23 protein-coding genes are annotated in these 23,062 nt (G+C 42.2%); 13 read left to right on the forward strand and 10 right to left on the reverse strand.

Annotated features, from left to right (window positions below; all coding sequences use genetic code 11):
* Window positions 1–30: 30 nt before the first annotated feature.
* The 5 genes from petD to V7K67_RS13265 all read left to right on the forward strand — a co-directional run bounded on the left by petD (window position 31) and on the right by V7K67_RS13265 (window position 4,331).
* Window positions 31–513, forward strand: coding sequence for a cytochrome b6-f complex subunit IV (petD, locus tag V7K67_RS13245; RefSeq protein ID WP_334708485.1), 483 nt, complete (start codon window positions 31–33; stop codon window positions 511–513).
* Between the two features lie 460 nt (window positions 514–973).
* Window positions 974–1,417 carry an ATP-binding protein gene (locus V7K67_RS13250; RefSeq protein WP_334708483.1) on the forward strand — a complete coding sequence of 148 codons (444 nt, stop codon included), beginning with the start codon at window positions 974–976 and terminating at the stop codon, window positions 1,415–1,417.
* 289 nt (window positions 1,418–1,706) lie between these two features.
* Window positions 1,707–2,720 (forward strand): GDP-mannose 4,6-dehydratase, encoded by a 1,014-nt coding sequence (locus V7K67_RS13255; protein WP_334708482.1) that lies wholly within the window; start codon window positions 1,707–1,709, stop codon window positions 2,718–2,720.
* A 10-nt stretch (window positions 2,721–2,730) separates the two neighbouring features.
* Complete coding sequence (locus V7K67_RS13260) at window positions 2,731–3,933, forward strand: glycosyltransferase family 4 protein (protein ID WP_335166882.1); 1,203 nt, start codon at window positions 2,731–2,733, stop codon at window positions 3,931–3,933.
* Between the two features lie 26 nt (window positions 3,934–3,959).
* A complete protein-coding gene (locus V7K67_RS13265; RefSeq protein ID WP_334708480.1) occupies window positions 3,960–4,331 on the forward strand; it encodes a hypothetical protein in 372 nt (123 codons plus the stop codon).
* A gap of 202 nt (window positions 4,332–4,533) precedes the next feature.
* Here the strand turns inward: V7K67_RS13265 and V7K67_RS13270 are convergent, their stop codons facing one another.
* The 5 genes from V7K67_RS13270 to V7K67_RS13290 all read right to left on the reverse strand — a co-directional run bounded on the left by V7K67_RS13270 (window position 4,534) and on the right by V7K67_RS13290 (window position 7,848).
* Window positions 4,534–4,749 (reverse strand): acetyltransferase, encoded by a 216-nt coding sequence (locus tag V7K67_RS13270; protein ID WP_334708479.1) that lies wholly within the window; start codon window positions 4,747–4,749, stop codon window positions 4,534–4,536.
* Between the two features lie 398 nt (window positions 4,750–5,147).
* Window positions 5,148–5,456 (reverse strand): DUF3181 family protein, encoded by a 309-nt coding sequence (locus V7K67_RS13275; RefSeq protein WP_334731510.1) that lies wholly within the window; start codon window positions 5,454–5,456, stop codon window positions 5,148–5,150.
* A 122-nt stretch (window positions 5,457–5,578) separates the two neighbouring features.
* Window positions 5,579–5,836, reverse strand: a complete 258-nt coding sequence (locus V7K67_RS13280; protein WP_334708477.1) for a hypothetical protein — start codon at window positions 5,834–5,836, stop codon at window positions 5,579–5,581.
* Window positions 5,837–5,896: 60 nt separating this feature from the next.
* On the reverse strand, window positions 5,897–6,574 hold the full coding sequence (gene msrA / locus V7K67_RS13285) for a peptide-methionine (S)-S-oxide reductase MsrA (RefSeq protein ID WP_334708476.1): 678 nt from the start codon (window positions 6,572–6,574) through the stop codon (window positions 5,897–5,899).
* A 791-nt stretch (window positions 6,575–7,365) separates the two neighbouring features.
* Window positions 7,366–7,848, reverse strand: a complete 483-nt coding sequence (locus V7K67_RS13290) for a beta-class carbonic anhydrase (protein ID WP_334731509.1) — start codon at window positions 7,846–7,848, stop codon at window positions 7,366–7,368.
* Between the two features lie 466 nt (window positions 7,849–8,314).
* Between V7K67_RS13290 and V7K67_RS13295 the strand changes: the two genes are divergently transcribed.
* Window positions 8,315–8,506, forward strand: a complete 192-nt coding sequence (locus tag V7K67_RS13295) for a hypothetical protein (RefSeq protein ID WP_334731508.1) — start codon at window positions 8,315–8,317, stop codon at window positions 8,504–8,506.
* 176 nt (window positions 8,507–8,682) lie between these two features.
* On the opposite strand, the gene tmk is transcribed toward V7K67_RS13295, so the two are convergent.
* The 5 genes from tmk to V7K67_RS13320 all read right to left on the reverse strand — a co-directional run bounded on the left by tmk (window position 8,683) and on the right by V7K67_RS13320 (window position 14,239).
* Window positions 8,683–9,318 (reverse strand): dTMP kinase, encoded by a 636-nt coding sequence (tmk, locus tag V7K67_RS13300; protein WP_334731507.1) that lies wholly within the window; start codon window positions 9,316–9,318, stop codon window positions 8,683–8,685.
* A 92-nt stretch (window positions 9,319–9,410) separates the two neighbouring features.
* A complete protein-coding gene (locus V7K67_RS13305) occupies window positions 9,411–10,694 on the reverse strand; it encodes a lactate racemase domain-containing protein (protein WP_334731506.1) in 1,284 nt (427 codons plus the stop codon).
* Window positions 10,695–10,696: 2 nt separating this feature from the next.
* Window positions 10,697–11,533: an SDR family oxidoreductase gene (locus V7K67_RS13310; RefSeq protein WP_334708471.1), complete on the reverse strand. Its 837-nt coding sequence runs from the start codon at window positions 11,531–11,533 to the stop codon at window positions 10,697–10,699.
* A gap of 122 nt (window positions 11,534–11,655) precedes the next feature.
* Window positions 11,656–13,077, reverse strand: coding sequence for a glucuronate isomerase (uxaC, locus tag V7K67_RS13315; protein WP_334731505.1), 1,422 nt, complete (start codon window positions 13,075–13,077; stop codon window positions 11,656–11,658).
* 133 nt (window positions 13,078–13,210) lie between these two features.
* Window positions 13,211–14,239, reverse strand: a complete 1,029-nt coding sequence (locus tag V7K67_RS13320) for a LacI family DNA-binding transcriptional regulator (RefSeq protein ID WP_334731504.1) — start codon at window positions 14,237–14,239, stop codon at window positions 13,211–13,213.
* Window positions 14,240–14,430: 191 nt separating this feature from the next.
* On the opposite strand from V7K67_RS13320, the gene V7K67_RS13325 reads away from it, so the two are divergent.
* The 7 genes from V7K67_RS13325 (at window position 14,431) to V7K67_RS13355 (ending at window position 22,969) form a co-directional block, all read left to right on the forward strand.
* Window positions 14,431–14,916, forward strand: a complete 486-nt coding sequence (locus tag V7K67_RS13325; protein ID WP_335166887.1) for a gluconokinase — start codon at window positions 14,431–14,433, stop codon at window positions 14,914–14,916.
* Between the two features lie 138 nt (window positions 14,917–15,054).
* Entirely contained in the window at window positions 15,055–15,378 is a 324-nt protein-coding gene (locus tag V7K67_RS13330; protein ID WP_334708467.1) for a DUF1815 family protein, read from the forward strand.
* Window positions 15,379–15,845: 467 nt separating this feature from the next.
* Window positions 15,846–16,742 (forward strand): inositol oxygenase family protein, encoded by an 897-nt coding sequence (locus V7K67_RS13335; RefSeq protein ID WP_335166889.1) that lies wholly within the window; start codon window positions 15,846–15,848, stop codon window positions 16,740–16,742.
* A 1,071-nt stretch (window positions 16,743–17,813) separates the two neighbouring features.
* Window positions 17,814–18,815, forward strand: a complete 1,002-nt coding sequence (locus tag V7K67_RS13340; RefSeq protein WP_334708464.1) for an ABC transporter substrate-binding protein — start codon at window positions 17,814–17,816, stop codon at window positions 18,813–18,815.
* Between the two features lie 125 nt (window positions 18,816–18,940).
* Window positions 18,941–19,993, forward strand: coding sequence for an ABC transporter substrate-binding protein (locus tag V7K67_RS13345; RefSeq protein ID WP_334731499.1), 1,053 nt, complete (start codon window positions 18,941–18,943; stop codon window positions 19,991–19,993).
* A gap of 424 nt (window positions 19,994–20,417) precedes the next feature.
* Window positions 20,418–21,974, forward strand: a complete 1,557-nt coding sequence (locus tag V7K67_RS13350) for a sugar ABC transporter ATP-binding protein (protein ID WP_334731498.1) — start codon at window positions 20,418–20,420, stop codon at window positions 21,972–21,974.
* Window positions 21,971–22,969 (forward strand): ABC transporter permease subunit, encoded by a 999-nt coding sequence (locus V7K67_RS13355; RefSeq protein ID WP_334708462.1) that lies wholly within the window; start codon window positions 21,971–21,973, stop codon window positions 22,967–22,969. The genes V7K67_RS13350 and V7K67_RS13355 overlap by 4 nt, the downstream gene beginning before the upstream one ends.
* The last annotated feature ends 93 nt before the right edge of the window (window positions 22,970–23,062 follow it).

The following is a 23,062-nucleotide window of genomic DNA, read 5'->3' on the forward strand; positions in this document are numbered from 1 at the left end:
TTTAACTTAAGCAGGAGAGCAAATTTCAAAATGGCAACACAAAAAAAACCTGACCTGAGCGATCCTCAGTTAAGAGCTAAACTCGCCAAAGGCATGGGTCACAACTATTATGGTGAACCCGCTTGGCCTAATGACCTACTTTACGTCTTTCCAATCGTGATCATGGGTTCCTTTGCTGCAATTGTGGCTCTAGCTGTGCTAGATCCTGCAATGACCGGTGAACCAGCAAATCCTTTCGCTACACCATTGGAAATTTTGCCAGAGTGGTACTTGTATCCAGTCTTCCAGATTTTGCGATCGCTTCCTAACAAGCTTTTAGGAGTGTTAGCAATGGGTTCCGTACCAGTAGGGCTAATCCTCGTTCCCTTTATTGAGAACGTGAATAAGTTCCAAAATCCCTTCCGCCGTCCAGTTGCAACCACAGTATTCCTCTTTGGTACCCTTGTCACCCTATGGCTGGGTATTGGTGCTGCTTTGCCATTGGATAAATCTTTGACCTTGGGACTATTCTAAATTAGTCAGCTCAAAGTGCTTTGACGCCTGTGAGTTTCAATAGCAGATGCAGATGTGCTTTTGAAAACAATCAACAGGCGTCAATTTTAACAAGTCGCGCCAGGATTCCTCGACTTCGGCGCAGCAAGTCTCTTAGGAATGGCGCTCCGGGACTGGGGACTGGGGACTAGGAAGAGTTTTTTTCTCGTGCGAACGCTGCGCGAAGAAAACTTGGGTAGTGGTCTGAATCCCCGAACAATTTTCCCAGTCCCCAGTCCCTAATCCCCATTCCCTTTTTCAACAAGAATTTACTTAACATAAGTTGCTAGTTACAACCCTCAGAATGCCAAAATCTTTCATGTTTTGTATTTTGGTAAATATAATATATAAATTTAGATTTTTTTATGCCCGAGTAATTTTGCGCTATCCGCAAAATTTAATAACTAACAGCTTGGGTTTACTTACATTCAAGTCACAGTTAATGTTTAGCATAGTGCAGCAAGAGCATCTGATGGTTAAGAGCGAACTCAGGCTCTTAAACCAGGTGCAAGAATGGTTTGAGCAATTTTGTCTGCAACATTTATCTCAACTTGGCTGGTCAAAAACCCAACTTGATCGCCTCAATTTAGCATTAGCAGAAGGCTTCACCAACGCTGTTCGTCATGCTCATCATGCTTTACCGCCGGAAACAACCATTGAGATTAAAGTTTATCTGTGGATTGATCGACTAGAGATTAGAATTTGGGATTATGGAAAACCTTTCGATCCTGATGCGATCGCAGAACCAGCCCCAGGTACTCTACAAGTAGGTGGGTATGGATGGTTTCTCCTGAGGCGGTTGGCTGACCGTGTTGTATATGAACGTGGTGTAGATGGTAGAAATTGCCTGCTCATCGTCAAATACTCTGTAGAAGCACAAAGGTAAAATTGCTTAGTTATTTCTTTTTGTAAAATTCCAAGGGATATATTTGTATAAAAAGAATTTAGTGAAGACAGTAAAGACAGCATTCGAGTTACACTAGCTTCTTTGTTAGGATTTGTTAGCAGTGTTGAGAGTCTTAATTTTTGTTCTCCAACAAATGCCATTTAGTGCTTAAAGAGATAGAGAGAATAGGGAACAAATGACCGAAAACGACTCATGATACAAGCCTCTAAATTTATTTATGGGGATCATTAATTTTGAATTTTGAATTTTGAATTCGGAGCGAAGCGACGTGACTAAGACAGCCCTAGTTACAGGAATTACTGGTCAAGATGGCTACTATCTCAGCCATTTGCTCCTCAATCGTGGTTATCGAGTTGTCGGATTAGTACCTCCGCATCGACAACCTAATTTGACAAAACTGGGAACACTGGCAAATCAGGTAGAAATTTTTACAGTTGATTTGCGCGATAGTGCGGCACTGTTGACCGCAGTTGAACAACTACGTCCCCAAGAAATCTACAATTTGGCGGCTCCTAGTTTTGTACCCGACTCCTGGAACGATCCATTGGGAACCTTGGATTTGATCACTGGTACGGCTACCAGACTCTTGGAAGCAGTAAGAAAGGTTGGTTTGTCTACTAGATTTTATCAAGCTAGCAGTTCAGAAATGTTTGGCGATGTATTCCTCTCGCCTCAAGATGAAGAAACCCCTTTTCGTCCCAAAAATCCCTATGCTGCGGCTAAGATGCACGCCCACTGGACGATGGTGCATCACAGACAGCGCTATGGACTATTTGCCTGTAGCGGAATTTTATATAATCACGAGTCTCCTCTACGCGCACCTCAGTTTGTTACACGCAAAGTTTCTCTAGCGGCTGCATCAATTAAATTGGGTTTAACTGACACTTTAGAAATGGGTAATCTGGATGCCAAACGCGATTGGGGATTTGCTGGAGATTACGCAGAAGCAATGTGGCTAATGTTGCAAGTTGATGAACCAGAAGAATATGTGATTGGCACTGGTAAACTACACAGTGTTAGAGATTTAGTTGCCACAGCCTTTGAGTCTGTCGGATTGGATTGGACACAGCATATAGTATTAAATACTAGTTTGTTGCGACAAGATGAGCATTTTCAACTAGTAGCTAACCCCAGTAAAGCTAAAAGAAACCTTGGCTGGGAACCCCAAGTCAGCTTTGAGGAACTTTTAGAAAAAATGGTCAAAACAGATTTAGAACGATTACAAAGTGGTGCGTTGGATGAAGTCCTTGCCGCAGGCATCGCGCCCTCGCCGCGAGTGTAAATAACCTAACATGCAGATCACTACAGTGACAGAAAACCTCAAGTTAGGCGATAAAATTAACAAAAAAACTAACCATGTCTTCGTGTTCTTAGAAATTTTTGCCCACGAAGGTGGTATCCAATCATATATAAAAGATATTTTTCGCGCCTATTTGGGATTGAGCCAAGCCTATAAGGCAGAAGTCTTTTTGCTGCGAGATAGTCGTGATAGCTTAAATCCGTTTGAAGACGAGAACTTAAAATTTCATTACTTTAAAAACCAGTCCCCCTATTTGGGGAGATTGCAAATGACAGCAGCTTTACTGAAGTGTCTATTGCAAAGCCGTCCGCAGCAAGTTTTCTGCGGTCATATCAACTTAGCAGTATTAGTACAAACTCTTTGCCAGCCGTTGGGGATTCCTTATACCGTACTCACTTACGGTAAAGAAGTCTGGGAACCGCTGAAAAATCAAGAACGCCGCGCCCTGACATCAGCAGTTGGAATTTGGACGATTAGTCGCTATAGCCGCGATCGCGCTTGTGTTGCTAATAGTCTAAACCCGAAAACAGTACAAATGATGCCTTGTGCAATTGATGGGGACAAATTTACTCCTGGTTCCAAGCAGCCAGAATTAATCCAGAAATATGGCTTAACTGGTGCTAAAGTGTTAATGACAGTAGCGCGGTTATGGTCAGGGGATATTTACAAGGGTGTAGATGTCACGATTCGGGCACTACCACAAATCGCTCAAATTTTCCCAGAAGTGAAATATTTAGTAATTGGTCGCGGTGATGACCAACCACGACTAGCACAGCTAGCAAAAGACTTAGGTGTGAGCGATCACGTTGTACTTGCTGGTTTCGTTGCCACAGAAGAATTAATGGAACATTACCGCCTTGCTGATGCCTATATTATGCCTTCACAAGAAGGCTTTGGCATTGTTTATCTAGAAGCAATGGCTTGTGGAGTACCTGTATTATCCGGTGACGACGATGGTTCCGCTGACCCCTTACAGGATGGTAAACTAGGATGGCGAGTACCACACCGCAGTCCTGATGCTGTAGCAGCGGCTTGTATAGAAATGCTGCAAGGTGATGACCAGCGATGTGATGGAGAGTGGCTAAGAGAACAGGCGATCGCTCTGTTTGGCATAGACGCCTTCCAACAGCACTTGCAAAAAATACTTCTATTATCAGTAATGACTAATGACAAACGACTAAAATCGCTATCCTAGAAGGAGAGCAGGACGAAATTTAAAAAATGAGCTTTAAGTCATTTCAATTGAATCTTTTAAATCTCCGCCCTTGGCTCACCCTGCTGGCAGTTGTTTGGTTGCTAGCATCAGTGGGCTTGGGTTGGTTGGTCAATTCATTGCTAATTATTTTCGGGTTGCTGTTGTTGGCACCTATTGTGGCTTTTTTTGGCTTTCGTTGGTGGCTGCAACGCAACTTGGTTGCCGATCAGTGTCCCGTCTGTGAATATGAATTTACAGGTTTAAATAACAGTCAGTTGCAATGTCCTAACTGTGGGGAGTCACTGTTAGTACAAGATAGTCATTTTCAGCGCTTCACACCAGAAGGCACAATTGATGTAACTGCTGTGGAAGTTCCAGCCAAATCACTGGAAGATTAGTTATCAGTAAACCAAAAAGTTTTCCCAAAAGCTCTAACCACTAGGGATACAGGAGATACTGAAGGGGCGACACCGTCTCTGCTGTAGGAGGGGTGGTAAGTCCCAAACTTGGGCGAAAGTCTAAGTTTGGGCACTCCCCCATGATTACAGAAGCCGACACTGTACAAGGCAAGCTCCAAGTCAGTGTGGGTAGTTCACATCATTAACCGTTGTTGTGTCTATAATCGGCATCTAACCAACAGCGTGGGAGAACTTCACCAGAAGGAAAAACAAGATTTTCTTTTTTAAAAGTATCAGGTGGCTGTTCTTCTTCACCTTGTTGTTCTCGTCCGTGGACGACATCATTATTCGGGTCAAGCAATTCTTGAATTTCCAGAATTTTTACCAATTCACCAGAATTTTTGATTTGTAAAAGCATAGAGATTGCCTCAATAAGTTTGCATGAAAGTTGAGAGTGAGCCTCAGATAAACTCACTCATATCTCAACTGATTAGGAGGTTGAGATTCCTTAATTGTTAAAGGAAATTTTTTTTTACTAGACACATATAAATCAATACGCTTGGGTTAAGGGTTATTGGTGTAGATAATTGGTCTAGAGAAGACACGATTTATCGCGTCTCTACATCAGGGTTTTGTTGCTCTATCTGAACTGTATTGATATATAAATGAGTTACACCAGATTTATCTATGTATATCTATGGTTTTTACATTGATAAAACTGACGCTGTAAACTAATCCTCAATTCAGCACCTCAAATTTAATCAGGGAATGCTGACTGAGAAAATTGTTTAATTCAAATAATCTTGGTTTTAGCGATTACATTTCGCGTTGATATTTTTCCAAAATATCTACTAAAGTAACCTGGCATTGCAGCGGTAGTAAATCGATTAAAGGAAGTTCACTTCTACCGCCACCAATTTTTACCGTAATTGATTTCAAGACTTTTATAACTTGGTCTTCACTTACTGTGTTGGAAGTGATTAAGGGATACAACTGTTCAGCAACAAGCGTATGCAGCTTGGCATTAGATAAATAAAGATGCCATTTGGCAATGTCTATGTAGACATTTTCGCCAATTTCAGCTGCTAGGACTTCCAGTAATTCTGTGGTGTTAGTCTTTGCCATAAAAAAAATAACCCTACATTCAGAAAGAGTGCGAAATCTCAGGCTTTTTTAGATTATTGCTCAATTAACAGGCTGATTCCACTACCACAGGTTACAATCGCCCTAGCATCAGCAGTCCGTCTTCAGGTGGATTTAGGTGGAGTTTCGCTGTAATTAGCGATCGCACTAATATAAATTAGATGCACCAAAACTATTACTGTCCAACTTGCAGTCAACCATGGCAGCCACTCCCAGGTAGTGGCTTTCAAGATATGGAAAAACCATAACCCAGAATTAATAGTAGCAGCGATCGCCACATGCACGGCAAAATTCATCCGGTCATCGATCTTGCGGTAATCAGGGTCTTTGCGATCGGGTTTGCGAGGCCAACGAGGAGGCATAAATATTTGTTACAGATTTAAATACACCCTATTCAGGGTAACTGAAACTTTAGCAGATTTTTACTTGTTATACATATCAGGGAACTTTGCTTTAAGTTTAGCCAGCTTCGGCAAGTCATTCACTACCACATAGCGATCGCTTGGATGACGTGCTATATAATTTTGATGGTATGCCGCAGCTTGATAAAAACCTTTCAAAGAAGCTAATTCCGTCACTATAGGCTTATCGAAGACTTGCGATTTGTTGAGTTGAGCGATATATTCTTGTGCAGCCTGTTTCTGCTCATTGTTAGCAAAAAAGATCGCCGAACGATATTGCTTACCTGAGTCGGGGCCTTGTCGATTCAACTGTGTTGGGTCATGGGCTACCAAAAAGTAGACTTTTAGAAGCTGGCTATATGATATTTGTGATGGATCGTAGGTGATTTTCACTGATTCAGCGTGATTGGTTAATCCAGCACTGACAATCGCGTAGTCTGCGGTTCTTGCATCGCCCCCAGAAAAGCCAGAAACGACATCAGAAACTCCCTTGAGATGCTCAAAAACTGCTTCCATTCCCCAGTAGCATCCTCCAGCGAAAACCGCTATTTGTTTTCCCTGCGGTGCAGCAGTTGAGATATCAGTGGCAGGAGCAGGAAGTATCACACGAGATACACCATACACGAGTAAAATAGTCAGCGAAATGATAGACAAGTTGCCTAATAAGTGGCGGGAGATAGTAAAGTTTCGAGTTGACATGGGGTCGTAAATGCCTCTAAGAGGTTGTTTGAAAAGTCTAAATTAATACTAGCCTCGGCGATTATAAATCGCGGCTACACAAACAAAACCCACCTCCGTGGGTTAAAAAAACCTTAATTTTGTGTTAGTCCGCGCAGGCGGACAATGCTAGTGTAGTAGCAAATTATATGAGACTGTTGGCGAATTAATAGAGGGTCTAACCCATCATTATCTATTACTCTTGATTTCCCTGATTGGAGTCCGTTTCAACGGACAGTAGCTCTTAGCCCGAAATTTATTTCAGGGCGGGAAAGGAACGCCAAACCAAAGTTTTTGGGGTGAGGGGTCAAACCCATCGATAAGTAAAAAGTAAAAAGAAACAAAGAAGTTTATCAATATTTTTACTTTTTAATTTCCACTATCTCTTACCCCCTGCCTTTTTATATTAACTAGCCTGACCAATTTGTGTAGCTTCTGGAATTTCAATCAATTTCCCAGTTTTGACATCGTATAACCCGCATTTCTCACAAGTTTGAAATGCAGAGGGGCAGAGGGGCAGAGGGGCAGAGGGGCAGAGGGGCGGAGGGGCGGAGGGGAAAGAACAAGGCACATTGAACTCTCCTCTGCTCCCCTGCTCCCCTGCTCCCCTGCTCCCCTGCACAAGCACAGGCTTTGAGCATTGGTGAGAAATCCGGGATAAGTAGCCATAAATTGGAATTTCTGGCGGTACTAATAGACATCTCCAGAAATTAAATATGCGTTATCCAGAGTCCTTGTAGAGACGTAGCAGTGCTACGTCTCTACATTCATTTTCACCAGATGTCTAATGGATGAAAGCGAATCCGTTTCACGTCTGCATAGACGCTTTGTGCCTGTTCGGTGATAGTCAACCAGTCAATAAACTCGGCTTCGCTTGAACCTCCTCCAGAACCAACATCATGCCAACCTGTTTCGTCTATTTTGGCGGTTTTCAAACTATTCGCCAGTAAATTTCGGATAACTTGGTCTGTGAAGGTTTCCATACCACAATTTGTGTGGTGAATCACGAACCACTCACGAGTACCAAGTAACTTGTAGGAAATTATTAGGGAGCGAATTGCATCATCACTAGCGCGTCCACCTGCATTGCGAATTACATGGGCGTCTCCTTCAGCCAATCCAGCAAATTTTGCTGGGTCAAGTCTAGCGTCCATGCAGGTGAGAATGGCAAATCGACGAGCCGGCGGGATGGTAAGGTCGCCTTTGTCACCAAAATTTTCAACGTAAGCGTGGTTAGCTGATAAGCTAATCGTCATTCATTTTTCCAGAATGATTCGCTTGTAGTAAGGGCTTCAGCCCTGCTTTTATGCAACTTAAATGCCGATTAGCTTATGACTTCTGTTAAAACTTGACTCATGATTTTAATTTGATGTCTCTGTGGGCAATAGTTCAACCAGCAAGTTGATGTTGCTGATTTAACTACGGTAAGTCGATAGATTTTAGATATTTTCTAAAAAGTACTTTCCCACGAGTTCATCTAAAAGGCAAGGATCATTCATTTCGATGCCTGCGGCTTGGGTATATATCCGTAACGCTTACATAAGTCTTTCAACTCAGCAGTGGTTTTGATTTCGAGTTCTGACCTTGTGAACATAAAATAGAATTACCCATTTGTAAAAGTGGTATCGGTGGTGAACTGTTTTGACAGACGCGAACACCACCGATATAAAACTCTATCTATATGTTCACGTATCGTTCAAGCTATATTTACATCTCTCAACAATGCCTAACCCTAAAGGTAATCCAGAAAATTTAAAACCACTTAAGTCTGATAGAGAAGAACCGCTAACACAAAATCTTAATTTTCGTGTCACCGAAAAAATGAAGGAAGAAGTAAAGGCACAAGACGACCCTCCTGAGTTTTGCAGAGAAGCTATTCAGAAAGCACTGGATGAGAAAAAAGGGAAGTCGTGAAAAGGCTTTGTATTAATTAGTACAGCACGGCGTAAGTAAACCACCCATTCCAAATCAACGAAACTCTTACGACGCCGTATTCATTTTGACTTTTGACTTCCGCCTTGCGGTACTAGACCTTTCTCCATATCTAGTTTGCCCAAACTCTCATTAAAAACTTTTAGGTTTATTTTGCCTTACCTCGCCAAGTGCAAGTGTACGCGCAAAATTCCTTGAATTACCTCTTGTACAGCTTCTTTACTTAAGCTGCCATCTACCCGCACAATTCGTGAGGGATGGGATACTGCTAAATGTGCGTATCCTTGCTGAACGCGCCGATGAAAAGCGATTGTCTCTTGTTCAATGCGGTCTAGTCCTACTTGGTCTGAGAGTTTGCGGGCCAGTCCCACTTCAACATCGACATCTAGCCAAATAGTTAGATCGCTTTCTAAACCACCAGTGGCAATATTGTTAAGCTGATTGATTAAACTTATGTTCAGATCACGACCATATCCTTGGTAGGCAATGGTAGAGTCAGTATAGCGATCGCATAAAATATATTTCCCGGCTGCGAGATTTGGTTTAAGTTCTTGTTCAACGTGTTGCGATCGGTCAGCAGCATACAACAAAAGTTCTGTCACTTCTGCAACTGGTTTATCTTCTGACTTTTCTAGTAGCAAGCGCCGAAGATGTAGACCTAACTCTGTTCCCCCTGGTTCACGAGTTACCACCACAGAAACACCGAGACTTTCCAACCACTCAGAACAAAGCTGCATTTGGCTGGTTTTGCCACAGCCTTCCACCCCTTCAAATACAATTAATTTGCCACCCATGCTTTTTTGTTCGCTGCAATAAACTGATTCGCTGACGTTTGATCAAGAATAGCGCGAAGTGTAAAATCTTAAACTGCAATTGCGATCGCTGTCTATGATTTAGTTGCCTGAAAATTGCCGTAACTTAGACGGTATAGTATCTCGCCAGCCTTCGGCACAAGTAAAATGCCTTCATCCTCTCGGTCAGCCCATTCTGTGGGTCGAATAGTAGCGGGGTCACGATAGTTCAAGTTATGAGCAGCACAGCGTTCAGCAGAAATGCCAGTAGCTAAAGTAACGCGAATTCGCGCTTGTTCCCCTTCTATCGGATCAAAAGTACCCATTCCTTTTAAGTGAGTACTATGGGCCAGCACTCCAGCAGGATAGGCTTGAAATTTATGCCACTGTTTGAGAAAGTAATCTCGCACATGATAGCCAACTTCGGATAAAATTTCGCCGTGTGTATAGCTAAACTCAGTAATGTGAGGCGCATATATAATTATCTCGCCTCCATCGGCCACTACTGGCTCTAGCTTGTACATGCCTTTAGCCGCAGTCCAAATGTCATCATACATTTGGGGCATGACTGAAAGCACTTGTTTAAAAGGCTGATCTACATATTTAATATGCAGTTTAGCTGATAGTTTTGCAGCATCTTTCCAGGCTGACTCTGGTTTATCTATATAGAGTCCAGCTAGCTGATTTGTTTTGGGTGCGACTACCATCGCTAGACAAAGTTTTGGGGTAGAAATCAGGTTAGCGGCTCGGTTAATCAAACGCCGGACTGGTGTTATTCCCAGCGTGCCAATAATTTCATAACAAGTGATTAAAGCACCTAACCAGTGGGAGAGATTAATTACTTCTTGACCACCAATACCAGGAAAAAAATATTTATTTCCACCAGAAAAGCCGACAACTTCGTGGGGAAAAACTGGGCCACAAATCACGATCAAATCGTATTCTATTACCAGCTTATTAATCCGCACATCAACTGACTGATGCAGCATTCCGCCACTAATCTCTGCTATCTCGTCTGCCGAAATTACTCCACAAGAAATAAAGGTATCCGGCTCATTCCAAAGGTGGTTAAAGATGCGAACTTTTTTAAAAGTTGTCTCTCGCTCCTCCGGTGTCACTCCTACCAAGTGATTAATCTGTTCTTCACTCATAGGATTATGTGTACCCAGAGCAACTAAAAAATCCAGAGATGCAACCCTTTTACTCAACTCCTGATGAAGCAATCGAAACATTTGCGGGATGGGAGCAGTGCGGGTACTATCTGGAATTAACACCAAGATGCGCTGTCCATCTAACTTACGGTCTGCGAAAGCTTGATGAACTAACTCGGAAACTTGCTCATCTGAAAGTGTTCCATTATTTACGGCTAGTGAATACATTTTTAAACTCCACTGTAGATACTAAATCCACCATCTACTGGCACGACTACCCCGTTAACAAAACTAGAACCAGAACTACATAACCAAATCAAGGTGCTGAGTAATTCATCTGGTTTTCCGAAACGTCCGGCGGGGGTATGGTCAATGATTTTTTGCCCCCGAACGGTCAAACTACCATCAGAATTTAAGAGTAAATCTCGATTTTGTTCGCCAATAAAGAAGCCTGGTGCGATCGCATTTACTCGCATTCCATCACCATACTTTTGGGCGAGTTCTACAGCTAACCAGCGAGTAAAGTTATCTATCCCCGCTTTCGCCGCTGAGTAGCCAACCACCCGACTAATCACCCGAATGGCAGACATAGAAGAAATATTGACAATGCAACCGTGAGGCTGACTTCTTTCCACCATTGCTTGACCAAAAACCTGACAAGGGAGTAGAGTCCCAACTAAATTGAGGCTAACTACTTCCTCAAAAGCAACGCGAGGCATATCAAAAATAGTCGCATCAGCAGTAATTGTGGCAGCCGGAATATTACCGCCAGCCATATTTACCAAGATATCTATTTCACCCCAACGCTGTATAATAACATCCCTAGCGATTTCTAATTGGGAGCGATCGCTAACATCTGCCACCACAGCCATACTTTCCCCACCGTTAGCACTAATCTCAGCCACCACCGCCCCCGCCCTAACTTCGTTGCGACCCAAAACGACCACTCGCGCTCCAGCCAGAGCCAAACCCCGTGCCATAGCCCCACCAAGCACACCAGAACCGCCCGTAACTACAGCTACCCGCTCCTTCAAGCTAAAAAGTTTACTTAAAATCAACTCTGCCATCACCCATTCCCCCACTACAATTCTCTGCGTACCTCTGCGCTTCCCTCCGCGCGACGGCAGTCGCTACAACGGGGGGAACCCCCGCAACGCGCTGCCTCCCCTCTGCGTTTAAATCTCAACTCCTACGCAAACTTATAAGCAACCTTGGCAAGGTCATAAGCCAAAGCACGAGCTATTTCATACCCTTCCTCCTCCTCAACCAACCCCCGTGCGACCAATCCAGCCAACCAATTACAAGCTACCCGCCGCCAGACATTATGACGAGCCGGAATCGAAACAAAAGCCCGTGTATCATCATTAAATCCAGCAGTATTATAAATTCCAGCAGTTTCCATTACCTGATTGAAATAACGCTCCATACCATTTAGGCTGTCATGAAACCACCAAGGCGGCCCAAGCAATATAGTAGGATAATGACCAGCTAACGGAGCCATCTCGCGGCTATAAGCGCTTTCATCCATACCAAAAATGATTAAATGGAAGCGCGGATCATTACCATAAGTTGACAACAACGGACGCAGATTTTGAGTCCACTCTATTTTTACGGGAATATCAGCACCTTTATCAGCTCCAAATCTCTCAAATAAAGCGGGGTTATGGTTACGCATCACACCGCAATGCATTTGCATTACCAAGCCATCTTCTACACTCATCCGCGCCATTTCCATGAAGATATGACCAGTAAAATTTTCGACATCACCTGGATTTAGCTTGTCGGTTAATGCTCTAGCAAAGATGGCTTCGGCTTCTTGGTCAGAAAGACGTGTAGTATAAGGTGTAGCTGCACCTTGATCGGTAGCTGTCGCGCCCATTTTTTTAAAGAAAGCTCGACGTTCTTCTAAAGCTTGCACAAAATTGGCACAAGTGTTAATTTCTCTACCAATAGTACTTTCTAACTTGGTAAGATTTTCACGCCAACCAGGAGCATCCAGATTAACTACTGCATCAGGACGAAAAGTTGGTCTAATTTGAGTAAAACCTTCTTCGTGGAGCGATCGCTGACTCTCTAGGTTATCACTGGCGGCATCGGTAGTACAAAGCACTTCGATATTAAAGCGTTTGAATAAAGCACGAGGGGAAAACTCAGGTAAAGCTAACAAACCTTCTAAACAATCATAGATATATCCTGCGTTGCGAGAATTTAAAGGTTCATCCACCCCAAAGACGTTAGTTAGTTCCTCTTTCAGCCACAACCCAGACGGAGTACCCTGGAATAGATAAAAATGGTCAGCGAACAATTGCCAGATTTTGCGGTGGTCGGTTTCTACTGGTGAACCATCATTAGTAGGTATGCCCAAAGCTTGCAGAGATACGCCCCGACTGTATAGCATCCGCAAAAGGTAGTGGTCAGGAATAATCAGTAATTCCGTTGGTGAACCAAAACGGGCTGCGGGATTAGCTAACAAAGCTGGATCTACGTGTCCGTGTGGACAAACTAGAGGTAACGCAGATATGCTGTCAAAAAATTGATGAGCTAGTCGTCTTTGAAGTGGTTCTGGAGAAAAACAGCGATCGGCAGATAAACTCGGTTTTTTGGTTAACATATTTTTGTCCGATTAAAATTTTTAGTGTTGCTGAGTGCAAATAAGAACGATAAACAGCCTACTCTTTCTCTCTTGGCGTACTTGGCGGTTCGTTCAATAATTAACTGCATCTTCACAACAAATTGGTATGAAATTATTTTATTAATTTGGTACTACTACCACGCTGTAATAGAAAAGGAGATAAAACACGGTTTTTCACAGTTTTTTCTTCTATTAAATCGAGTAACATTTGCATGGCATAGCCACCAATTTCTAACATTGGCTGACTAACTGTGGTCAGCGCCGGCGTAACGTAATTGCCCAAAGCAATACCATCAAATCCGACCAGACTTAAATTTCGCGGTACTAAAATACCTAGTTCTTGGCAAGCTAACAAAGCGCCAACTGCTACCATATCGTTGTAACAAAAGATGCCTGTAACTTCCGCAGCCAATAGTTTAGCAAGCATATTTTGCCCAGTGGCAACATCGCTTCTTCTGATATTATATTCATCACTAATTGAAACCCAATCAGTATTTTGTGCCATACCAGCTTCAGCAAGGGCCATTTGATATCCTTCTAGGCGCTGCTGGTTTGACCTGCTGCGATCGCCTACACCCAGATAACCAATGGCAGTATGTCCCAGACTAATTAGATGCTCTGTAGCTAACTTAGCACCTAAGCGATCGTCTATTTCTACTGAGTGAAATATTTCCGATTGATCTTCGGTCTGGCTATTAATCAGAACCGTTGGCACAGCAATTTGTGTGAGTTGCTTGATATGCTGCTTACTAATTCGTGAGTCGGCTACTAAGATCCCATCCACCCTGCGGCGATGAAAAGTATCAATAGCTGCCATTTCCTGATCAAAATCTCGGTGTGAAGCACTCAATAAAACACTCAAGCCTGCTGGTCTGGCTATCTTCTCGATTCCCTCTACTACCTCTGCAAAAAAGGGATCTGCAATTGAAGTTACTACCACACCAATGGTATTAGTACGTTTATTTTGCAAGCTTTGAGCAATAGCATTCGGCACATAGCTCATCTCCTGCGCCAGTCGCTTAATTTCTTCTCGCACTTTCGGGCTAATTAGAGCATTATCTCGCAAAGCACGTGAAACTGTAGAATGAGAAACGCCTGCTCTGCGGGCAATATCTTCAATGGAAATTCTTCGTTTATTCATTATTTTATCTTAGCTTTTAAATATTGCACACGTGTGCATCTCTATGTATTATAGAAAATAATCGTTATTTGTCAAGAGATTTTAATAGAACTCACATTTTAGATGGAAAGGAGTTAAAAGTTCTGACTTTTACCTCTGTTCATAATTACAACTACAAATTACGAATTAGTTAAACTTTTATTAAGAAAAAAATGATTATTATCGTAATGGGTGTATCTGGTTCTGGGAAAACTACCATCGGAAAACTGCTAGCAGACTCCTTAGACTGGGAGTTTAGTGACGCTGATACTTTCCACTCGCCAGAGAATGTTGAGAAAATGCGGTGCGGTATTCCTCTGAGTGAAGATGACAGGATGCCTTGGTTACAAGATTTGCAAACAGCTATTAAACACTGGCTACAAGAAAATAAAAATGTGGTGCTGGCGTGTTCGGCTTTAAAAGATAGCTATCGGCAATTTTTGGTATTAGATAGCGTTTGCATCAAGCTAGTTTATCTCAAAGGGTCTTATGAGTTGATTCAAATGCGGTTACAAGAGCGTAGCAATCATTACATGAGTGAAGAACTGCTCGACAGCCAGTTTTATACTCTTGAAGAACCATTAGACGCTCTATGTATTGATGTTGCAGAGCCACCCCAGATAATTGTGCAAAATATTAGAACGGCTTTAGAAGTTTAGCTTATTAGTGACAACCGTAATATTAAGATTAATCACGTATCTACGAAAACATGAACTTTTGGCAACTAAATCACATCAGATGTAAGTCTAAAGAGATATCAAAGTAACCACAGAGCTGAGAGTGGTAGGAGAAAACTAGTGTTTTTAAGATTAGCACAACAACATCGAGAATTCGTCCAAGACTTGGTAATGAGCCTGCAAGCCTTGACAATTGTACTTGAACGGTATGGTTACACTGCGTCATGTTATACATGCGGCGACCAAATGAAGAGTGCTTCATTTATGGTTAGCCTCAGAGAAAAGCACCTGATTCGATTTTTAGTCTCTGATTACGGGATTACTTGGATGGAATTGTGGGACGATCGCGAATTAATGAAGTTGGAAGGTGCAGAAGCAATAAACCAACTGCAAGAGTTGGCTAATCTTGTCAAGTATTCCACTGCCATACAATTAATAAAATAATTAACGATTCCCTTGGCTGAATTCGACAAAAAAATTAACATATTTTATGCACACGTGTGTAAAACAAAAGATAAACTGAATATATAATCCGGTTTATGCACACCTGTGCATAAACCGATAATCATACCATTTTCAAAAGTCTATCCAATAGACATCTCCAGAAATTAAATATGCGTTATCCAAAACCCTTGTAGAGACGTAGCAGTGCTACGTCTCTACATTCATTTTCACCAGATGTCTAATGTAGAGGCGTACATTTGTACGCCTCTACATTGTATTTTGTAGATGAAGCGGTGACAACTCTCACCAGTCAATCATGCAGAGGTATCCAAAGACGAAAAGAAACTTAACACACATTCTTGCACACGTGTGCAAGAATTAAAGAACAAGTCTAATAAAAGTTTTGCACAGGTGTGCATAAAAAGGAATGTAAAAGTATTATTTAACAAATCAACAAGTAGGAAAATATGTCGCAAACTCTAAATCATGTAGTTGCTCAAGCTCAAAAAAATCCCTTACATTCCTTAGAAGAATGGGAAGAAGACTTACTAAATCGCTATCCCGATCCAGAAAACATAGTTAAAGAAGGTAAAGCCACTGAAGAGTACAGAAATTACGAAACGACTATTAGAGATACGGTAAAAGAGTTTTATCGGTTAAATCATATTAATCAAACTTATGATTTTGTACTTCAGAAAGAAAAAGAATTTTTGAAGTTTGATAAAAAAGAAATGTCTGTTTGGGATGCAGTCGAATTTTTGAATCAATTGGTTGATGATTCCGATCCTGATACAGACATGGATCAGTTACAGCATCTATTGCAAACATCAGAAGCCATTCGCGCTGATGGTCATCCTGACTGGATGGTACTTACTGGCTTCTTTCATGATATGGGGAAAGTACTTTGTCTGTTTGGTGAGCCTCAATGGGCTACCGTCGGCGATACTTATCCTGTAGGTTGTGCATTTTCTGATAAAATTGTTTTCTCAGAATTCTTCAAAGAAAACCCTGATTATCAGAGCCCCGACTACAACACGAAATATGGCATTTATGAGCCTAACTGTGGATTGAGTAATGTACATATATCATGGGGGCATGATGAGTATTTTTATCAGATGATGAAAAACTATTTGCCCGAACCTGCATTGTATATGCTTCGCTATCACTCATTTTATCCTCAACATCGTGAAAATGCTTATGAACATTTGATGGATAAACACGATAAAGAAATGTTTAAATGGGTGAAGTTATTCAATCCCTACGATTTGTATTCAAAAAACCCTATTCCTCCTGATTGGCAGAAATTAAAACCATACTATGAAGATTTGGTGGCTAAATATTTACCCGCAACTTTAAAGTTTTAAACTGCTTGAAGAAGAATTCAGAATTCAGGAGTCAGAATTAAGACGCTCGATAGCGACGCGCAAAGCGAATCCTTGAGCGTCTGACTCGCTAACGCTTCTCTACGAGACGCTTCGCGAACGCTATCAGTCGCGGATCTGAATCTCCGACTGATTGAAGACTACCAAATCGTAGATTTGGTAGGGGTATTAAACCCGATTATTCATCCACCAGTCATACAGAATTCATTCTGTACATGGATAGCGGGGCGTTTAGCCCATCCTGACTCCTGACTCCTGACTCCTGAATTCTGTTTGATAACAAATAAATACGCTTGCCAAGCAGATTTGAGTTAATTTAAAAAATCTAACTAAAGGATGTTTACATTTCTCAAATTCTGGCATTCACAGTCAAAATTTTCCCTAGTATAACAATATCTTTTCTGAAGGAGATTGATTGAGAAATGTTAAAAACTTTAACATTGAACAAAATGTTGAATAGGCGAATTTATGCAGATGCTTTGCGATGAAGACTTTAGGTTATGTAGAGAGATTTCAACTCTTTTTTGTTTGTAAAGTTCAATAAACAAAATTAATTTTTGCACTGGAGCGATATAAAATGAAACAAGTCAAAACAAATAAAGATTTACAAGTTTAATAAAACTAATTTTTGGAAGTTTCACGTAAAAGCTGTTTTCGGACTACGCACTACTGAATTAATTTCACCAAAAAATAATGTGATTATTTGAAGTAGTGTAATGTTCACAGCTTTGCTTTAAAAACAAAACATCTAGTTTCGTGAAACTAACAATAATAACTCCAATTGGGTCAGATTAGAAGCAATCCACTTCAGATAGAGCAACAAAACACTTGTAGAGACGGCAATTTATCGCGTCTCGAAAACCCAAAATTGTTGCCAGTAGCCCTTAACCCAAGCGTATTGAAATTAGAAGACCTTTGGAGTTGAAATTCCAAAAGCTAGTAACATCACTAACCAGGTCTAAAGTTTTCAGACCTATATATTGTGATGACTCTACAGATTTATATTCTGCTGACCTTTCTCAAATTTAAATACGTTGTTAGAAATAGATGAATATGAAGAGAATTGCGCTGATAGTTGGCATATTAGGTTTCGCGGTTGTTGGTTGCACAAATGGCGCTCAAAATAGCGACACTGCTACTAATAATACTAACAAGGCTACTAATATAAGTACAGAGAGTCTTAGTAATCCAAATAAAAAATTGCAAACAATCGGCGTTGCTTTGGGTGACTTAGGCAACCCCTTCTATAATGCAGTGCAGAAGGGGGCTGAGACAGAAGCCCAGAAAATCGGGGGTAATATCAGAGTTAATGCGGTTTCCAGTGCTTTTGATCTGAACCAACAAAGCAACCAAATCGAAAACTTTACCGCTGCTAAGACTGATTTAATTATCCTGAGCGCTGTTGATAAAAAAGGAGTTAAACCCGTAATTGACCAAGCAAGGCTTGCAGGTAGGGTTGTGATTGCAGTAGATTCAGCCGTTGATGCCGATGTGGATGCAATGATTAGTTCCAACAATACCCAAGCTGGTGAGGTTGCTTGTCAATATATTGCCGATCGCCTCAAAGGTCAAGGTAGTGTAGTCATCCTCAACGGTACGCCGATGGACTCAATCAATCAGCGAGTGAGTGGCTGTGAGAAATCATTGTCCAAATATCCTAATATCAAACTGATCTCTAAAGACCAAAACGCCGAAGGGACAAGGGATGGAGGATTGAGAGTCATGAGTGATTTGCTGACAACCTTTCCCAAAATTGATGCCGTTTTTGCCACCAACGACCAAAGCGGTGTTGGCGCAGATTTAGCAGCGAGACAAGCAAAACGTAAAGAATTTTTTATTGTTGGGGTTGATGGATCGCCAGATGCAACCAAAGCAATGGAAGATAAGGATGGTGTATTTGCTGCAACTGCTGCTCAAAATCCCGCAGGGATGGCCCAAAAAGCAGTTCAGATTGGCAATGATATCATCCAGGGTAAAAAACCTGAGTCACCGAACATTCTGATTCCAGTCAACTTGGTTACTAGAGAGAACCTCAGCAGCTACAAAGGCTGGTAATTTGTAATTCGTAATTACAAGATACGGAAAAAGACTTGATACAGGAAGATTGCAATACTCGACCCTGTTTTTTTAATACATCGTTTTCAAATTTGGTGTAAGTGAAAATGACTTCTAGGAGATATATGAATGTGAAAAAGATTACGTTCACCTCTGGTGTTACGCTTCGCGTAATCGCAGCTAGCCTACTAGGTATCATGAGTGGCAGTCTTATCGGCTGTACAAATGCTTCTCCCGATGGCAACACAGCTACTAACCCTGAAACCAAACCTGCTACCAATACTAGTGCAGAAACTAAAATCGCTACTGGGAATGGAAAATTACGATCGGTTGCCTTCACCGTTGGTGATTTAAGTAATCCCTTCTTCGTCCTTATGGGACAAGCAACTGAGGCAGAAGCGAAGAAAATCGGCGGTAAGGATGTCAATGTTACCGTAGTTTCCAGTGCCTATGACCTCAACCAACAAAGCAATCAAATTGAAAATTTCACTGCTTCCAATACTGACATCATTATCGTCAATGCTGCTGATAAAAGTGGCATTAAGCCAGCAATTGAAAAAGCAAAACAAGCAGGTAGAATTGTCATTGCGGTAGACACAGGTGCGGAAGGAGGTGTAGACGCCACCATTACGACTAATAATGTCCAAGCTGGAGAAGTTGGTTGCAAGTATATTGCTGACCGTCTCAAAGGTAAAGGCAATGTAGTCATAGTTAATGGCCCGCCGGTGGACTCGGTGATTCAGCGAGTTAGTGGCTGCGAGAATGTATTGTCCAAATATCCTGATATCAAAATCCTCTCCAAAAACCAAAATGCAGAGGGTAGTCGGGATGGAGGACTCAGAGTTATGACTGATTTGCTCACAACCTTTCCGAAAATTGATGCGGTTTTTGCCATCAACGACCCAAGTGGAGTTGGCGCAGAACTAGCGGCTAATCAAGCACAACGTAAAGACTTCTTTATTGTCGGGGTTGATGGTGCGCCAGAAGCAATCACTGCCATCAAAAATAAAGATGGTTTATATGCGGCAACTGCTACTCAAAATCCGCGAGGGATGGCCGAAAAAGCAGTTCAAGTTGGCAACGACATCTTAAATGGTAAAAAACCAAGTAATTCAACCATCCTAATACCAGTTAAGTTGATCACGAAAGATAACGTCAGCACAGAAAAAGGCTGGTAAGTAATAAAAATTGTGAATTTGTAGTTGAAAATTTATGTCTTTTGATGTGAATCATCTGCTGCATTTGTAAAGTTTTTGCACATACCTAGAATGTCTGGCGGTTTTCACTTAAATTAATACAAAACCTCACTTCAATTCCTGGCTTTTCGTTAATAGAAATATAGGTTAGATAGAGGTTGAAACTCTGCTGCACCGATTTGAGAACCGCTATGTATGTGCATCAGTGGGAAGTCTGAGTGCCCATTTTTAGCACTTAGACTTTCCCAGCAGTCTCTGTGAACTAATGTTAACAACAGAGGATAAAAATATCTCTTTAAAACTCCTAGTCAGCTTTTAAAACATGATTTTACGGTCAACAGAATATGAGTTTATTAATTGCTAATTCACGCTCACAAATTTTAAATAGTTTTTACAGGAGATAATCATGACAACAACTATTGAAACTTCATTTACTGATGCACCAACTAGCACCCCAGTGTTAGAAATGCAAGGAATTACAAAACGATTTCATGGTGTATCTGCGCTCCAAAATGTTAATCTCACGATTTATCCGGGAGAAGTTCATGCCCTCATGGGTGAAAATGGAGCAGGCAAAAGCACATTGATGAAAATCCTGGCTGGGGCTTACATTGCCGATGAAGGAGAAATTCGCATCAATGGTCAACCCTTGAAAATTACCGATCCGGCGACAGCACGCAAATCGGGTATTAATCTGATTTATCAAGAACTGAATGTTGCACCGAATTTAACCGTTACCGAAAATATGTTTATGGGTAGCGAGTTGCGGCGAGGTCAGTTTTTAGACCGCAAAGCGATGCAACTGGAAGCAGAGGAAGTGTTGGAAAGCCTGGGAGCTAATTTTACCTCCCAGACTATAGTTGGTACCTTATCCATCGCCGAACAGCAGCAAGTGGAAATTGCCAGGGCGCTGAAAGATAAAAGCCGCGTTTTGGTGATGGATGAGCCAACAGCAGCCCTATCTGACCGCGAGAGCGACCATTTATTTGAAGTAATTCGCAAACTGCGGCGTGATGGCATTGCTATTATTTACATCAGCCATCGGATGGAAGAAATCTATGCTTTAGCTGACCGGATTAGTGTGTTGCGCGATGGTCAATATATTGGTAGTTTGACACGCAGCGAAATTTCTCCGCAGCGATTAGTGCAGATGATGGTCGGTCGCTCCATGCAAGACTTTTACGAACATCAACGACAAATGAATCCTGGCCCTGTCGTGCTATCAGTCAGAAATATGAGCGATGCGCGCCAGAAGATTGAGCCGACTAGTTTTGAACTTCATGCTGGAGAAATTCTCGGTTTAGCGGGGCTAGTTGGTGCAGGACGCACAGAACTATCTCGGCTGATTTTTGGTGCAGACCGTAAGGCCAGTGGTGAAGTATTCTTGAACGGCCAAAAACTGGAAATTAATACGCCCAGTGATGCGATCGCCGCCGGAATTGGCTACGTCCCCGAAGACCGCAAAGACCAAGGTTTATTTCTGGAAATGAGCGCCCGCAAGAATATTGCCATCAACACACTCAAACAGGATGCAAGGGCTGGAATTGTTAACTGGGCTTCAGTGAATCGGCTATCAACAGATGCGGTAGAAAACTTTAATATCCGCCTAGCCAACTTGGAAATTAGAGCATTGGATCTTTCTGGTGGTAATCAGCAGAAGCTACTGCTAGCGCGTTGGTTAGCCATTAAACCCAGAGTGCTGATGTTAGATGAGCCGACACGCGGCGTAGATATCGGTGCTAAAAGTGAAATTTACCGAATCATGAGCGAATTAGCAGCACAAGGGGTTGCTATTTTAATGGTTTCCAGCGAACTATCGGAGATTGTCGGCATGAGCGATCGCGTCTTAGTGATGCGAGAAGGACAGCTGGTAGGCGAACTGGATGGCAGTCTTGGCAAAGAAATCACCCAAGAAAAGATTATGCACTACGCAACTGGAGCATCGGAGGTATTAGCATCATGAGTCAGACAGTCAGACCGCCTGCCAATAAATTAGGCAACAATCCCATATCTCGCAACCGGAAATCAATTAGCACTCTGTTGGAAGTTGCGGGTATTCTGCCAATCTTAGTAATTATCTGCATCTTATTTGCATTCCTTTCTCCCAACTTCCTCACCGGCGGTAACATCGTCAATATCTTGCGTCAGGCATCAATTAATATTGTGCTGGCAACAGGAATGACCTTTGTAATTCTCACCGGAGGTATTGACCTTTCCGTTGGGTCAATCTTAGCCGTTTCTGCCGTAGTTGCCCTGCTAGTATCGCTACTGCCGGCTTTAAGTTGGGCGGCTGTACCTGCTGCGTTGTTGGCAGGATTGCTTTTAGGTTTACTTAACGGTGCGCTGATTACCTTTTTGGATGTACCACCTTTTATTGTCACTTTGGGTTCACTTACCGCCTTGCGGGGTGTGGCCTTTTTAATTGCCAAGGGGACAACGCTGATTAACCGGGACATCAATTTTGCTTGGGTGGGTAATAGTTATATCGGCCCTCTGCCGTGGCTAGTAATCATTGCGCTGCTGACTGTAATCGCTAGCTGGTTTGTCCTGCGGCAAACTGTTTTAGGAGTGCAGATATATGCTGTTGGTGGTAACGAACGGGCAGCGAGATTAACTGGGATTAAAGTTAATCGGGTGTTGCTATTCGTGTATGGTATTAGCGGATTACTGGCAGGCTTAGGAGGAATCATGAGCGCCAGCCGTCTTTATAGTGCCAGTGGCGTATTAGGTCAAGGTTATGAATTAGATGCGATCGCAGCTGTTATTTTAGGTGGAACCAGCTTTACAGGTGGTATTGGTACCATTGGTGGTACCCTTCTAGGTGCATTAATTATTGCGATTCTCAACAACGGTTTAACCTTGTTGAACCTATCTTACTTCTGGCAACTAGTCGTCAAAGGACTAGTAATTATTTTGGCAGTAATGATCGATCGGTTACGCAGACGTTCCAGACGATAAAAGGGACTGGGGACTGGGGACTGGGGACTGGGGACTGGGGACTGGGGACTGGGGACTGGGGACTGGGGACTGGGGACTGGGGACTGGGGACTG

Origin of the sequence: Nostoc sp., from assembly GCF_036917155.1 — a bacterium.
In the GTDB taxonomy this organism is placed as follows: Bacteria; Cyanobacteriota; Cyanobacteriia; order Cyanobacteriales; family Nostocaceae; genus Nostoc.